The following is a 13,692-nucleotide window of genomic DNA, read 5'->3' on the forward strand; positions in this document are numbered from 1 at the left end:
CGATCAGGAAGCGAGCACCTCGTCGAGGATGGTCTCAGCCTTGTCCTCGTTGGTGTGCTCGGCGAGCGCGAGTTCGGAGACCAGGATCTGGCGTGCCTTCGCCAGCATCCGCTTCTCCCCGGCCGAGAGGCCGCGGTCGCGCTCACGGCGCCAGAGGTCGCGGACGACCTCGGCCACCTTCATCACGTCACCGGAGTGGAGCTTCTCCAGATTTGCCTTGTAACGACGCGACCAGTTGGTCGGCTCCTCGACCTGCGCCGCGCGGAGGACGTCGAAAACTCGGTCCAGTCCCTCCTTGTCGACCACGTCACGAACCCCGACCAGGTCGAGGTTGCAAGCCGGAACCCGAACGACCAGGTCCTGCTGTGCGACGATGCGAAGAACCAGGTATTCGCGTTCCTCGCCCTTGATGGTGCGCGTCTCGATGTCCTCGATGACCGCTGCACCGTGATTCGGGTAAACAACCGTTTCGCCGACGGTGAATGTCATGTGCCAAGTACCCCTTCCTAGGTGACCATTCTAACACGTCCGGCAACGACTCCCGATATCGTTTCCGCAGGTCAGACGGCACATGCGGGGTTGACAGAACCCTATGAATGTGTCTGGGCCCGGAGGGCGCAGTGCTGATGGCCGCCCCTCTTCTTCCCCAGCCGGGGCGTCCGAAACCTGCCTGTCCACCACCCACGTGGACTCTTTCTGGTCAATACTGCCGACCATGTCTCCGAAGAGATACCAACCTGCGCAGCGCATCCGAGGGCTCGACGCCGAGGGCAACCCCATCCCCGTCTTCGAAGTGAAGCGCTCGTGGCCGATCGGACTGGCCCGCTCGTGCCACGCCCGCCACGGCATCCTCGTCACCCTCGGCGTGACCGTGGCCGCCGCGCTGTCGGGGCGCAGCACTCGCGAGGTGGGGTTGGTGCTGCTGACCGTTCTCGTCGGCCAGTTCCTCCTCGGCGTGCACAACGACTTGGTCGACCGTGAGCGCGACCGCGACAACGACCGCGTCGACAAGCCCATCGCCGAGGGTTGGTACAACCCCAGCAGTGCCGGCTTCGCCATCGCGGTCGCCGTCTTGCTCGTGATTCCGCTGTCGATCTCGAACGGTGTGGTGGCCGGCTGCCTCCACCTCGGATTCCTCGCGGTGGCGATGCTCACCAACGCCGGCGTCCTCCGCAAGGGAGGGTTCTCCTTCTTGCCGTGGGCCATCAGCTTCGCCCTGCTCACGGCCTTCCTGGCCTACGGCGGCTGGGGCGCGGACGGGAGCGACACTCCGCCCACGGTCGCACTGACGGTGTGCGCCGCGCTGCTGGGTGTCGGCGTACACGTGCTGCACTCCCTGCCGGGCCTGGTCGACGAGAACCGTGCCGGCTGGAAGACCTTCCCACTGCGGATTGCGCTCAAGATCGGAGCCGCCAAGACACTGCTGGCGACGGTCGTCTATCTCGTCGTCGTGGGGGCTGCCACGGTCGCCGTCGCCGTCAGCGTGGGCCTGAGGCAGTGAGTCGGAAGCGTCTCCACTAGTCTGGGGTCCGCACTTGGTGACCGGTCAAGGACGGTCCACCGCCGATGGAGAAGGCTGAAGAATGCTGCTTCGCAACCGGATCGCCCGCGGGGTTGCCGCCGGCGCCCTCGTGCTCGCCCTGCCGACGCTGACGGCGTGTGGCGACTTCGCCACCGACAAGGTCTACACGCCGGCTCCCGGCGCCAACGACCGCGCCGGTGACGTCGACGTCCTCAACGCCGTCATCGTGGCCACCCAGGACGGCCACGGCACGTTCCTGGCGAGCTTCTCCAACAACCTCGACTCCAACGTCGTCAACGAGTTCGGCGACGTGACCGACACCTTGGTGAGCATTGACGGCGACTTCGAGGCCGTCATGCCGGGCACCGAGGTTCCCGATGAAGGAGCCACGCCCGACGGCACCCAGGTCGAGGAGACCTCGCTCCGCGACAAGAACGCCGAGCAGAGCGGCGCCGAAGTCGCGCCGGTCGTCATTCGGGGCAGCCAGCTCTTCCGCCTCGGCACCAAGGGCGACGCGGCAGGCATCCCGGTCAACGGCGACTTCAAGATCGGCGACTTCGTGCCCGTCACCTTGACCTTCGAGAACGCCGGCGAGGTCGTCATCACCGTCCCCGTGCTCTGCAACGCCATCCACTGGGAGGGTGAGGACACCAACCCGGTCAACGCCGGCGCCGAGCTCGCCCCGACCTGTGTCTCCCTCGAGGGTGGCGAGGCCGCCGCTGAGGGCGGCCACTGATGGTGCACACCCTGATCGTCGTCCGGCACGGCGAGAGCGAGTGGAACGCCAAGAACCTCTTCACCGGTTGGGTTGACGTCCACCTGACCGACAAGGGCCGGGCCGAGGCAGTCCGCGCCGGCGAGCAACTCAAGGCCGCTGGCCTCCTGCCCGACGTCGTCCACACCTCGCTGCAGCGTCGCGCGATCAACACCGCCGCACTCGCCCTCGACGCCGCCGACCGTCACTGGATCCCCGTGAAGCGGTCGTGGCGCCTCAACGAGCGCCACTACGGCGCGCTGCAGGGCAAGGACAAGAAGCAGACCCTCGCCGAGTTCGGCGAGGAGCAGTTCATGACCTGGCGCCGTTCCTTCGACACCCCGCCGCCGCCGCTCGACGACTCCTCCGAGTGGTCCCAGGCCGGCGATCCGCGCTACGCGGACCTGGGCGACGAGATGCCGCGCACCGAGTGCTTGGCGGACGTCATCACCCGGTTCCTCCCCTACTGGGACGGCGAGATCGTGCCCGACCTCGCCGCTGGCAAGACCGTGCTCGTCGCCGCCCACGGCAACAGCCTCCGCGCCCTGGTCAAGCACCTCGACCAGATCAGCGACGCAGACATCGCCGGACTCAACATCCCGACCGGCATGCCCCTGGTCTATCGCCTGGACGACGACTTCCGTCCCACCGTCCCCGGCGGCGAATACCTCGACCCCGATGCCGCGGCCGCTGCTGCTGCCGCTGTCGCCAACCAGGGCCGCTGACACCCGACACAGCCGCCTCGGCCCGCGCGGACCGCTCACGATCAGACACCGAACGGCCCCGACAGACTCCTCTGTCGGGGCCGTTTCGCTGCCCAAGACTCCTCGGTCCAAGACCGATCGTCCCTAACAGATTTGTAGGTCCCGGGCGAGGATCTACAAATCTGTTAGGGACGGCCCCGCATTTTCTGCGGGTTTCTGACAGGTCGAGGTGAAGTGTCAGCTCTCGTGGTGCTCTTCGCCTGTGACGACGAAGATGACGCGGCGGGCCACGGAGACGGCGTGGTCGGCGATGCGCTCGTAGTAGCGGCCGAGGAGGGCGAGGTCGACGGCGGGCTCCACGCCGTGGGACCAGTCGGCGCTGAGCAGCTCGCGGAAGTTGTTGCGGCGGAGCTGGTCCATGGTGTCGTCGGCCTCGTCGAGCTCCCGGGCGGCCTCGACGTCGCGCTCGGCGATCACCCGGACGAGCACCCGGCACATCTCCTTGGCGACCTCCGCCATCTGCTCGATCGTGGGCACCACATCGCGGGGTACGGCGACACCCGGCACTCGCAGTCGGGCCACCTTGGCAACGTGGACGGCGAGATCTCCCATGCGCTCGATCTCGGCCACCATGCGCAGTGCTGCCACCACGGTGCGCAAGTCGCTGGCGACGGGCTGCTGGAGCGAGAGCAGCGAGAAGGCGGTGTCCTCGATGGCCTCGCGCTGTCGGTCGATGGACTCGTCGCCGGCGATGACGCCGTCAGCCAACTCTCCGTTGCCCGAGAGCAACGCCTGGGTAGCACTGGCGACTGCAACCTTCACCTCCGCGGCCATGGAGCCGAGGCTGGCGAAGAGAGAGTCGAGTTGGTCGGTGTAGGCCTCACGCATGATCGCGAGGCTAGCCGCGCGAGATGAGGGCACGGGTGCCTCATTCTGAACTGGAGATGAACAGACGGTGCTCACACCGACACCGCACCAACTGCAGGTGAATCGTGCGTACGATCAGAGTCGTGACCTTGACAGAGACGTTGCTCGTGGCACTGCTTGCCGTGCTCATCGTCTTCGGGGTCTTCGGGGCCTTCCTGGTCAGCGAACGCCAGCTGAACAAGGTGCCCGTGGTCGAGGAGCCCGCGGTACCGGAGAAGGTGACCGCCGTCCTCTCGGTGCTCCGCTCCTCGGCGGTGATCGTCGACGAGGTCGACACGGTGCTCAAGGCCAGCGCTCCGGCGTACGCGCTCGGCCTGGTGCGAGGCACCGAGATCCTCGTCGACGAACTGCAGGAGACGATCCGCCAGGTGCGCCGCGACGGCCAGATCCGAGAGATCGAGTTCGTCCTCGGGCCTCCGACCGCCCCACCACGTCACGTGCAGGCGCGGGTCGCTCCCCTGGGCAGCCGGCTGATCCTGGCGCTGGTGGAGGACCGCACACGAGAACGTCGGGTCGAGGCCATCCGGCGCGACTTCGTGGCCAACGTGAGCCACGAGCTCAAGACACCGGTCGGTGCGATCAGGCTGCTCGCCGAGGCGGTCGGTGACGCCCGGGACGACCCCGAGGCGGTGAAGCGGTTCGCCGGCCGGATGGTCACCGAGAGCGACCGACTCACCGACCTCGTGCAGCAGATCATCGAACTCTCCCGGCTTCAGTCGGACGACCCCTGGGCGGAGCCCGAGCAGCTCGAGCTCGACGAGATCATCGAGACGGCGATCGACACCGTGGCGATCGACGCCGCTGCCCGCAACACCGAGGTCCTGGCCACGGGCGACAAGGGCATCGTCATTCCGGGCGGTCGGGAACAGGTCACCGTCGCGATCAGCAACCTGGTCGCCAACGCGGTCAACTACTCGCGCGACAGCACCGCGGTCCTGATCGACGTACGCCGCGTCGACGACCGTGTCGAGATCGCCGTCACCGACCAGGGCATCGGCATCCCGCAGACCGAGCTCGACCGCATCTTCGAACGCTTCTATCGCGTCGACCCCGCCCGTCACCGGTCGACCGGCGGCACCGGGCTGGGGTTGTCCATCGTCAAACACGTCGCCGCCACCCACGGCGGCGACATCCGGGTGTGGTCCGTCGAAGGTCATGGTTCGACCTTCACGCTGTCCCTGCCCACATCCCCGGCGCCGGGCGGCTGGCCCGCCGGGGACGAGTTGGTCCAGCCCGACAAGGAGGAACGCCCGTGACCCGGGTTCTGGTGGTCGAGGACGAAGAGAGCTACAGCGACGCCCTGTCGTTCCTGCTCCGCAAGGAGGGCTTCGAGGTGGCGCTGGCCGCCACCGGCCCGGAGGCGGTGGCGGAGTTCGAACGCTCCGGCGCCGACATCGTGCTCCTCGACCTCATGCTGCCGGGATTCCCCGGCACCGAGGTGTGCCGACAGATCCGCAGCACCTCCAACGTGCCGGTGATCATGGTCAGCGCCAAGGACGACGAGGTCGACAAGGTCGTCGGGCTGGAGCTCGGCGCCGACGACTACGTCACGAAGCCCTACTCCCCGCGCGAACTCGTCGCCCGCATCCGCGCGGTGCTGCGTCGCGGCAACATGGACGAGTCTCTCGAGGAAGGCGTCCTCGAGGCAGGCCCGGTCCGGATGGATGTCGAGCGCCACGTGGTCACGCTGGACGGCTCGGAGCAGAAGCTGCCACTCAAGGAGTTCGAACTCCTCGAGATGTTCCTGCGCAACCCCGGCCGGGTGCTCACCCGCGGCCAGCTCATCGACCGGGTGTGGGGCTCTGACTACGTCGGCGACACCAAGACTCTCGACGTCCACGTGAAGCGGCTGCGGGCCAAGCTCGAACCCGACCCCGCCTCCCCCACCTACCTGGTGACCGTGCGCGGACTCGGCTACAAACTCGATCTGTGAGCCGGATGGCCACTCCTTCCTGTGACAGAAGGGTCGGAGTGTGCCTACAGTGACTGGCGTGACCTCTCCACGCCGACTCGCCGCAGCTGCCCTCACGCTCGCCGTGGGGACGACGCTCGCCACCCCCGTGGTCGGTACGTCGTCCCTCGCCGCTGCTGCTCCGGCCTCGGGGAAGGCGCAGATCACCCTCAGCCGTTGGGTAGGCACCGATCTGTCGAAGGGCAAGCACCGCGGGACCGAGGTGCGCAACGGCAACCTGCGCATCGCGAAGGCCACGGGAACCGAGAAGGTCGCCGACCCGTTCGGCACGAAGAAGACGAAGACCTTCGAGCGGGCACGCTGGCTCTCCACCTGGGCCAGGCCCGGCTTCAAGGCCACCAATCTCGTGCCGAGCTGGAATGCGAAGGCCAGGAAGAAGACCTTGGTGAAGGTCGAGGTGCGGGTCGCCTCCGGCTCGACCAAGGGATCGTGGGACCAGGTCGCCCTGTGGGGCTTCACCCCCAAGGGCGTGCGACCGCACTCTGGTGCCGCGCAACCCGATGACCTGGCTCGCCTCGCGACCGACACGGTGCTGGCCAACGCTGGCAAGAGCTTCGACCGGTGGCAGGTGCGCATCACCCTGCTGCGCCCGCAGGGCACCAAGCGCACCCCCAAGCTCACCTCTGTCAACGGCGTCGCCGCCGACCGCACCACCGTGAGCACACCGGTGAGTGCCACCACGATGAAGACGACCCGACAACTGACGCTGCCGACGTACTCGCAGATGGTGCACGCGGGTCATCACCCGGAGTGGGGCGGTGGCGGCGAGGCCTGGTGCTCGCCCACCTCGATGGCGATGGTGGTGCAGCACTTCGGCAAGGGACCGAAACCCAAAGCCCTGGCGTGGGAGAAGGGCGCGGACGCCCGCGTCGACCACGCCGCCCGGCACACCTACGACCACCGCTATCGCGGTACCGGCAACTGGCCCTTCACCACCGCCTACGCGGGCAACTACGGCCTGGACGGATTCGTCACCAGGCTGCGCAATCTCAGGGATGCCGAGAAGCTGGTGAAGAAGGGCATTCCAGTGGTGGTGTCGGTCAAGTTCGGGCGCGGTGAGCTCACCGGTGCCCCGATCTCCTCCACCAACGGCCACCTGATCGTGGTCAGCGGGTTCACGGCTGCCGGTGACGTGCTGGTGCACGACCCCGCCGCGAGCAGGAACGCCGAGGTACGACGGACCTACGACCGGGCCCAGTTCGAGCGAGCATGGCTGCGGGGATCCGGCGGCATCAGCTACGTGGTGCATCCCGCCGACAAACCGCTGCCGAAGAGCAACGGCCGCTGGTGATCAGGAGTCGTCGGCCTCGAGCCAGCCGCGGAAGGCCTCGAGGTTCGCAGTCGACTCGCCCCGCGAGATCCGCCACTCCCACTCCTTGCGGATCGACGTGGCGAAGCCCAGCTCCAGCAGGGTGTTGAAGGACTCGTCAGCCGTGGCGAGCACGGTGCCGAGCACCCGGTCGAGATCGTCGGCCGTGACGGTGGTGAGCGGCAACCGCGCGTCGAGGTAGATGTCGCCGTGGTGGTCGACAGCGAAGGCGACGGCGAAGAGCCGCAGGTTCTTCTCGAGCAACCACCGGAAGACGGTCTCATGGTTCTCGTCGGGGTTGCGACAGACGAAGGCGTGCACACCCAACGAGTGCGGCCCCACGTCGAGCCGCACCGGCGTCTGGAGCTTGCGTTCACCGGGCAACGAGAAGGAGAACATCCCCGTCTCGGTCTCGTCGGCCTCGATCTCGTTGTCGGCCAGCCACTGGCGGACCACCCCACGCGCATCAGACATGTGCTGTCTCCTCCCGCATCGCACGCGATGCCTTGGCATAGACGTCGAGGGTGGCCTCGGCGGTGCGCTCCCACGAGAAGTCAGCGGCTTGGCGCAGTGCTCCGCGCGAAAGCTCGGCCCGGAAGTCAGCGTCATCGAGCACCCTGCGGATCGCTGCGGCCCAGTCGCGGGCCTCGTGGGTGTCGACCAGCAGCCCGGACCGGCCGTCCCGCACGACGGTGGTGAGTCCGCCCACCGCGGCGGCGACCACCGGGGTGCCGGTGGCTTGCGCCTCGACGGCCACCAGACCGAAGGACTCGTTGTAGGACGGAACCGCCACCAGCGTGGCCGCGGCGCACCAACGGGCCAGGTCGTCCTGCCTGACCGGCGGCACGAAGCGCACCACGTCACTGATGCCGAGGTCGGCGGCGAGGTCCGCCAGGGAGGTCGGGTGCTCCAGTCCGGAGCCGGAGGGTCCGCCGACCACGGGGACGACGAGGCGAGAACGCAGGGCCGGGTCCTCGTCGAGGAGTACGGCGACCGCGCGGAGAAGCACATCAGGAGCCTTGAGCGGCTGGATGCGACCAGCGAAGAGCAGCACGTGCGCATCGAGCGGCAGACCGAGCTGGCGACGTACGACGTCACGTGGCTGCGGCCGGAAGCGACCCAGGTCGACACCCGGGTGCACGACGTCGACGCGGTGCGGGGCCGCGTCGTAGAGGTTGATCAGCTGTTTGGCCTCGAGGTCGGTATTGGCAATGAGCGCGTCGGCCGCCGCGACGACCTGCTCCTCGCCCAGGACGCGGGCTGCCGGCTCGGGGGTGTCGCCGAGGGCGAGGGCCTCGTTCTTGACCTTGGCCATGGTGTGCATGGAGTGGATGAGCGGCACCCCCAACGGTCGCGGGCCAGCGCGCCGACCTGACCGGAGAGCCAGTAGTGGGAGTGCACGGCGTCGTAGTGGCCGGGCAGCAACCCGGCCTCGGTGCGCAGCACCTCGCGGGCGAAGACGCACATCTGCCCCGGCAGCTCAGCCTTCGAGAGGCCCTCGAAGGGCCCGGCGGAGATGTGACGCACCAGGATGCCGTCATCGACCTGGACCGTCTCGGGCAGCCGCGATGAAGTGGCCCGGGTGAAGATGTCGACCTCGATCCCGCGATCCGCGAGGCGGCGGGAGAGCTCGAGCACATACACGTTCATGCCCCCGGCGTCGCCCGTACCGGGTTGGTCGAGCGGGGACGTGTGCAGGCTGATCATCGCCACCCGCTCCGTCACGCGCTCCACCTCCTCAGGATCCACCGAGGATGACAACCCGGTGTGGGAGAGGAGTATTCCGCCCCTCCCCGCATGACCGCTCCAGTGGCCCTCGTCCTGGCCCCTGCCGGGTGCCACGGAGCCAGCGTCAGCGCGCGTGGGCGCCACGCCCCGACCGTCGGGACTCACGACGGGAGGACCGGTGTGGTGGGACGAGTCCGAGGCGGCAGCGCGGGTTCGGAGGCGACGCGCGGCATCGGGATCCGGACCGTTTCCTCGCTCGCGGCGCGGGACCCGGGACCGCGGTGGGCCGCCCGCCTCGGTCGCAGCAGTCGCCCCGGCTGTGGGCCTCGGCTCGGGGACGGTCGCTCGCGAACGCCCGCGCCGTACGCGCCCGACGAGGAGAGCATGAGCGCCAGAGCGAATCCGGCCACGCCCAGGACACCCACCACCGGGTTGACCCTGTCGGCCCCGAGCTCCGTCTCGAGGGCCAGCCAGAGTGAGGCGACGAGGAGCGCTGAGCCGCCCGTGACGACGACGCGCAACCACAGCGGACCGGTTGCCACGACACCCACGAAGAGCAGGCCGATCACCGCGATGACCATGCCGAGCGCGGCCGACGTCGCCGTCGGCGGCAACTCGAGCAGCAAGGCCCCGCTTCCGATCACTCCACCGAGCAGTGTGATCGCTCGCACCTCGCACCACCTTTCCGAGTCGCCGGGCAGTCTGCCTCCTCGGGACGGCCGAGGGCCACCCCGTGACCGCCTTTCGGGCATCCGATCCGGCAGACTCGCGTCCATGGAACCTTCACGTGTCGCAGTCGTCACCGGCGCCTCCAGCGGAATCGGCGCCGCCACCGCACGAGTCCTGGCCCGCGATGGCTACCGAGTCGTGTGTGCTGCTCGGCGTCAGGAGCGAATCGCGGCGTTGGCCGATGAGATCGGCGGCATCGCGATCACCTGCGACGTCACCGACCCTGCTGCCGTGGCCCGGTTGGCCGAGGCAGTCGGCCCCCGGCTGGCCGTGCTCGTCAACAACGCCGGCGGCGCCTTCGGGTTGGAACCGATCGAGAAGGCCGACCCCGAGCAGTGGCGGCAGATGTACGACGTGAACGTGCTCGGCGTCCTCCAGGTCACCCAGGCGCTCCTTCCTGCGCTGCGTGCGAGCGGCGACGGCCTGGTGGTGACGGTGACGTCGACCGCCGGACGCATCGCCTACGAGGGTGGCGCCGGCTACACGGCTGCGAAGCACGCGTCGAGGGTCGTGTCGGAGACGCTGCGACTGGAGTTGTGTGGCGAGCCGATCCGGGTCACCGACATCGCCCCCGGCATGGTGCACACGGAGGAGTTCTCGACGGTGCGGTTCGGCGGCGACCAGGCCCGGGCGGACGCGGTCTACGCCGGCGTACCCGATCCGCTGGTGGCCGAGGACGTGGCCGAGGCGATCGCCTTCGTGGCCAGCAGGCCGGCTCACGTCAACATCGACGAACTCGTGATCAAGCCACGCGCCCAAGCCTCGCAGCACAAGATCCATCGCGTCCAGGAGTGATCAGCGAGACGAATCCGAGGTGTCCTCCACAAGGCCAACGATCCATGTCAGACTGCCCCGCGTGAAGACAATCGGACTCATTGGCGGCATGAGCTGGGAATCCAGCGCGGTCTACTACCGGGACCTCAACCGAGGCGTCGAGCAACGGCTCGGCGGGCTCTCCTCGGCGAAGACCGTGATGGCCTCCGTGGACTTCGCCGAGGTCACCGCCCTGCAGGAGCAGGAGGACTGGGACGCCGTTGCGGAGATCCTGGCCGAGGCCGCTCGGTCCGTGGAGCGCGCGGGCGCCGACTTCCTGCTGTTGTGCACCACGACCTTCCACCGGGTGGCCGAACAGGTCGAAGCCGCCGTCGGCATCCCGGTGCTGCACCTGGGCGACGTGATCGCGGAGGCCTGCAAGGAACACCGCCTGGACTCGGTCGCCCTGATCGGCACCACCTTCGCGATGTCGCGCGTCTTCTTCACCGATCGACTCGCCAGCCACGGCCTCGAGGTCATCGTGCCAGCTCCCGAGAAGCACGATGAGATCAACGCGATCATCTATGACGAGCTCGTGCACGGCAAGATCAACGACGACTCCCGTCGCACGGTGGTGAAGGTCATCGAGGAGCTGTGGGAGAACGGTGCCGAAGGCGTCATCCTCGGCTGCACCGAGTTGGAACTGCTGGTCAAGCAGACCGACGTCGAGGTGCCGCTCTTCCCGGGCACGACGTTGCACGTCGACGCCGCTCTCGACCGCGCCCTCGGCTGACCCCGAAGGGCGATCGGCCACTCAGTCCACGACGGATCGGTCGGTCTTGACCATGTCACCACGACCGACCTCGAGCGGCGAACTGACCGTGCAGACCACGGAGAACTCGCCCTCGGTGTCGCCCCACAGCTCGGGATAGATCTCCGCGACAGCGGTGAGTCCGGCCTCGGGCTCGTTGGCGACGAGGGAGAAGTAGGCACCACACTCCGCGTCGAGCAGCTGGAACGCTTCGTCGCGGAGCTCGACGTACGTGCCGCCGGAATCCTCCTCGATCGCCCTGCGCCCAGGCAGCTGCCCGGACGTGACGGCGGGGGTGGCAGTGAGCACGAGCAACTGCTCGCGGGTGTGCGGGGTGTTGCAGGCGACGGTGACCAGGTCGTCGTCGAGGCAGACTCTCAGCGTGGGGTCGAGGTCGGGGCTCTGGAAGTCGGCGTACCTCATGGCTCGGGCGGTGTCCTGGCGCAGCACGCACGCGAACTTCCGCTCCCCGCCCGCCAGTCGGCGTAGGGGAAGGGGACGAAGGAGGTCCGGATCCCACCGACGAAGGCGGGGCTGGGGATGAGATCGAGGGGACTGGCATCGGCCGCGGCAGCCAGCGCCGGGTCGGCCTCATCGCGGCAGGACGCGGCGACGGCCGATCGAATCCGCTGGTGGTCCTTCGCCCCGCTGTCGAGCACCGCGTTGTAGTTCCGGGCGACCTTCGGCGCATCGACGACTGCGTAGACCTCCAGCTGGTGGGGCTGGTCGCAGGCGATCGGGTCGTCGTACGTCGGGAGGTCGCGTACCGCTGCGACCGCCACGGTGTCGAGCTCCCCGATGAGGGCGAGGGCATCGTCGCTCGCCAGCGTGGCGCCGCCGAAGCAGGTGCCGGGTTCGGGGCCGGTGGTGCCGAGCACCGGTGGGGCGGGCTCCCCTGCCTCGGAGGAGTCGTCGCCGGTGCAGCCGCCCAGCGCGAGCATCGTCATGACGGTCGCGGCTGCAATGACGGCCATGCGGCCGCGACCAGGTGCTGCGCGGAGGAGGCTCATCGGTTCGCCGATCTCGGGTGGGGGCTGGCTCGCGCGGCTACCCTAAGCCCATGGCTGAGCGGGATGAGTTGCGCCGCAGCGCGCTGGGGCGGACCGCCCGGCTGGCTGCGATCCCCGTCGGCTTCGCCGGGCGTACGACACTCGGGGTCGGAAAGCGCCTCGTTGGCCGCCCCGCAGCCGCGGTGCTGACTGAGGTGCAGATGCGCACTGCCGACCAGATCTTCAAGGTGCTCGGCGAGCTCAAGGGCGGGGCGATGAAGCTCGGCCAGGCGATGAGCATCTTCGAGTCCGCGCTTCCCGAGGAGATTGCGGGGCCCTATCGCGACGTACTGGTGAAGCTGCAGGACGCTGCTCCCCCGATGTCGAAGCGGCTGCTCGAGGAGATGCTCACCGAGCAGCTCGGCGGCGAGTGGCGCGCCCTCTTCGACTCCTTCGACGAGCAACCGGTGGCCTCGGCGTCGTTGGGGCAGGTGCACCGCGCCGTCTGGGCCGATGGCCGCGACGTGGCAGTCAAGGTGCAGTATCCCGGCGCGGCCGAGGCGCTCCGCTCCGACCTGAAGCAACTTTCGCGGATGGCGAAGATGTTTGCCGTCGTGGCGCCCGGACTCGATGTGAAGGCGCTGCTCGCCGAGATCGAGGAGCGGGTCGTCGAGGAACTCGACTACCGGCTCGAGGCCGCGTCCCAGACCGCCTTCGCCGAGGAGTACGTCGACGACCCCCACATCGTCGTACCTGCCGTCGTTCACCACACCGAACGGGTACTGGTGTCCGAGTGGCTGGAGAGCGAGTCGTCGCTGGCAGCGATCATCGCGGAGGGAAGCGCGGACCAACGCAACCACTTCGGCGGCCTGTATGCGGAGTTCTTGGTCTCCGCACCCTCACGACTGGGCCTGCTCCATGCGGATCCGCATCCCGGCAACTTCCGGGTGCTGGCTGACGGCCGGATGGGCGTGGTCGACTACGGAGCCGTGGCGCGGCTGCCTGACGGATTGCCCCGCCCGATGGGCGAGCTGCTGCGGCGTGCGGTCGATGAGGACTGGGAGGCGGTCGTCGCGGGTCTGCGCGAGGAGGGCTTCCTGCTGAACCGCACGGAGTTCTCCGCCGATGCCATGCGTGACTACCTCGGCCCGTTCCTCGATGCAGCACGCAAGCCGGAGTTCACCTTCGACCGGGCGTGGCTGCGGGGCCAGGCCATGCGCGTCGCAACTCCCACCGGCGACAACGTGGCGACCGCACTCAAGATCAACCTGCCACCTGACTACATGCTCATCCACCGCGTTTGGATAGGTGGAATTGGCGTGCTCTGCCAAGTAGGTGCCACCGTCCCCTTCCAAGGACTGCTCGAGGAGTTCCTCCCCGGTTTCGCCGACGACTGACCGTGATGATGTGAGTGACCCCGTCCGGGTGCCCGTTGGTCGAGCCTGTCCCCCGTTGGTCGAGCCTGTCGAGACCCTGCACGTGGGTGTGGTGACC

Annotated in this window: 16 protein-coding genes and 1 pseudogene; 9 read left to right on the forward strand and 8 right to left on the reverse strand. The window is 68.5% G+C overall.

Translation table 11 applies throughout. From position 1 onward, the window contains the following. Positions 1–3: 3 nt before the first annotated feature. Positions 4–489: a CarD family transcriptional regulator gene (locus L1066_RS20795; protein ID WP_235736692.1), complete on the reverse strand. Its 486-nt coding sequence runs from the start codon at positions 487–489 to the stop codon at positions 4–6. A gap of 226 nt (positions 490–715) precedes the next feature. On the opposite strand from L1066_RS20795, the gene L1066_RS20800 reads away from it, so the two are divergent. The 3 genes from L1066_RS20800 to L1066_RS20810 all read left to right on the forward strand — a co-directional run bounded on the left by L1066_RS20800 (position 716) and on the right by L1066_RS20810 (position 3,001). Beyond that, the gene (locus L1066_RS20800) at positions 716–1,501 is read left to right on the forward strand and encodes a UbiA family prenyltransferase (RefSeq protein WP_235736693.1); all 786 of its coding nucleotides are present in this window, start codon (positions 716–718) and stop codon (positions 1,499–1,501) included. A gap of 82 nt (positions 1,502–1,583) precedes the next feature. Further along, complete coding sequence (locus L1066_RS20805; RefSeq protein WP_235736694.1) at positions 1,584–2,258, forward strand: hypothetical protein; 675 nt, start codon at positions 1,584–1,586, stop codon at positions 2,256–2,258. Beyond that, on the forward strand, positions 2,258–3,001 hold the full coding sequence (locus tag L1066_RS20810) for a phosphoglyceromutase (RefSeq protein WP_235736695.1): 744 nt from the start codon (positions 2,258–2,260) through the stop codon (positions 2,999–3,001). Before L1066_RS20805 ends, L1066_RS20810 begins: the two co-directional genes overlap by 1 nt. Before the next feature lie 216 nt (positions 3,002–3,217). Here the strand turns inward: L1066_RS20810 and phoU are convergent, their stop codons facing one another. Continuing rightward, the gene (phoU, locus tag L1066_RS20815; RefSeq protein WP_235736696.1) at positions 3,218–3,868 is read right to left on the reverse strand and encodes a phosphate signaling complex protein PhoU; all 651 of its coding nucleotides are present in this window, start codon (positions 3,866–3,868) and stop codon (positions 3,218–3,220) included. 122 nt (positions 3,869–3,990) lie between these two features. Between phoU and L1066_RS20820 the strand changes: the two genes are divergently transcribed. The 3 genes from L1066_RS20820 to L1066_RS28055 are packed head-to-tail and all read left to right on the forward strand — an operon-like array spanning position 3,991 to position 7,170. After that, on the forward strand, positions 3,991–5,163 hold the full coding sequence (locus L1066_RS20820) for a sensor histidine kinase (RefSeq protein WP_235738209.1): 1,173 nt from the start codon (positions 3,991–3,993) through the stop codon (positions 5,161–5,163). Next, the gene (locus L1066_RS20825) at positions 5,160–5,840 is read left to right on the forward strand and encodes a response regulator (RefSeq protein ID WP_235738211.1); all 681 of its coding nucleotides are present in this window, start codon (positions 5,160–5,162) and stop codon (positions 5,838–5,840) included. Before L1066_RS20820 ends, L1066_RS20825 begins: the two co-directional genes overlap by 4 nt. Positions 5,841–5,898: 58 nt before the next feature. Continuing rightward, positions 5,899–7,170 (forward strand): C39 family peptidase, encoded by a 1,272-nt coding sequence (locus L1066_RS28055; RefSeq protein ID WP_235738213.1) that lies wholly within the window; start codon positions 5,899–5,901, stop codon positions 7,168–7,170. Here the strand turns inward: L1066_RS28055 and L1066_RS20835 are convergent, their stop codons facing one another. The 4 genes and pseudogenes from L1066_RS20835 to L1066_RS20850 all read right to left on the reverse strand — a co-directional run bounded on the left by L1066_RS20835 (position 7,171) and on the right by L1066_RS20850 (position 9,587). Beyond that, the gene (locus tag L1066_RS20835; RefSeq protein ID WP_235738215.1) at positions 7,171–7,662 is read right to left on the reverse strand and encodes a type III secretion system chaperone family protein; all 492 of its coding nucleotides are present in this window, start codon (positions 7,660–7,662) and stop codon (positions 7,171–7,173) included. Next, complete coding sequence (locus L1066_RS20840; protein WP_235738216.1) at positions 7,655–8,512, reverse strand: glycosyltransferase; 858 nt, start codon at positions 8,510–8,512, stop codon at positions 7,655–7,657. The genes L1066_RS20835 and L1066_RS20840 overlap by 8 nt, the downstream gene beginning before the upstream one ends. Further along, positions 8,470–8,895, reverse strand: a pseudogene (locus L1066_RS20845) (glycosyltransferase); the annotation flags it as partial. The gene L1066_RS20840 and the pseudogene L1066_RS20845, both read right to left, overlap by 43 nt. Positions 8,896–9,077: 182 nt before the next feature. Next, a complete protein-coding gene (locus L1066_RS20850; protein WP_235738218.1) occupies positions 9,078–9,587 on the reverse strand; it encodes a hypothetical protein in 510 nt (169 codons plus the stop codon). 103 nt (positions 9,588–9,690) lie between these two features. Between L1066_RS20850 and L1066_RS20855 the strand changes: the two genes are divergently transcribed. Together L1066_RS20855 and L1066_RS20860 are read left to right on the forward strand one after the other, a co-directional pair. Beyond that, the gene (locus L1066_RS20855) at positions 9,691–10,440 is read left to right on the forward strand and encodes an SDR family NAD(P)-dependent oxidoreductase (RefSeq protein ID WP_235738220.1); all 750 of its coding nucleotides are present in this window, start codon (positions 9,691–9,693) and stop codon (positions 10,438–10,440) included. 61 nt (positions 10,441–10,501) lie between these two features. Beyond that, positions 10,502–11,191: an aspartate/glutamate racemase family protein gene (locus tag L1066_RS20860; protein WP_235738222.1), complete on the forward strand. Its 690-nt coding sequence runs from the start codon at positions 10,502–10,504 to the stop codon at positions 11,189–11,191. A gap of 21 nt (positions 11,192–11,212) precedes the next feature. Here the strand turns inward: L1066_RS20860 and L1066_RS20865 are convergent, their stop codons facing one another. Together L1066_RS20865 and L1066_RS20870 are read right to left on the reverse strand one after the other, a co-directional pair. Continuing rightward, positions 11,213–11,632 (reverse strand): hypothetical protein, encoded by a 420-nt coding sequence (locus L1066_RS20865; RefSeq protein ID WP_235738223.1) that lies wholly within the window; start codon positions 11,630–11,632, stop codon positions 11,213–11,215. Beyond that, positions 11,629–12,219: a hypothetical protein gene (locus tag L1066_RS20870; RefSeq protein ID WP_235738225.1), complete on the reverse strand. Its 591-nt coding sequence runs from the start codon at positions 12,217–12,219 to the stop codon at positions 11,629–11,631. The genes L1066_RS20865 and L1066_RS20870 overlap by 4 nt, the downstream gene beginning before the upstream one ends. Before the next feature lie 50 nt (positions 12,220–12,269). Here L1066_RS20870 and L1066_RS20875 point away from each other — a divergent pair, with 50 nt between their 5' ends. Continuing rightward, positions 12,270–13,595: an ABC1 kinase family protein gene (locus L1066_RS20875; RefSeq protein WP_235738227.1), complete on the forward strand. Its 1,326-nt coding sequence runs from the start codon at positions 12,270–12,272 to the stop codon at positions 13,593–13,595. Positions 13,596–13,692: the final 97 nt, after the last annotated feature.

Source organism: Nocardioides alcanivorans (assembly GCF_021555175.1).
In the GTDB taxonomy this organism is placed as follows: Bacteria; Actinomycetota; Actinomycetes; order Propionibacteriales; family Nocardioidaceae; genus Nocardioides; species Nocardioides alcanivorans.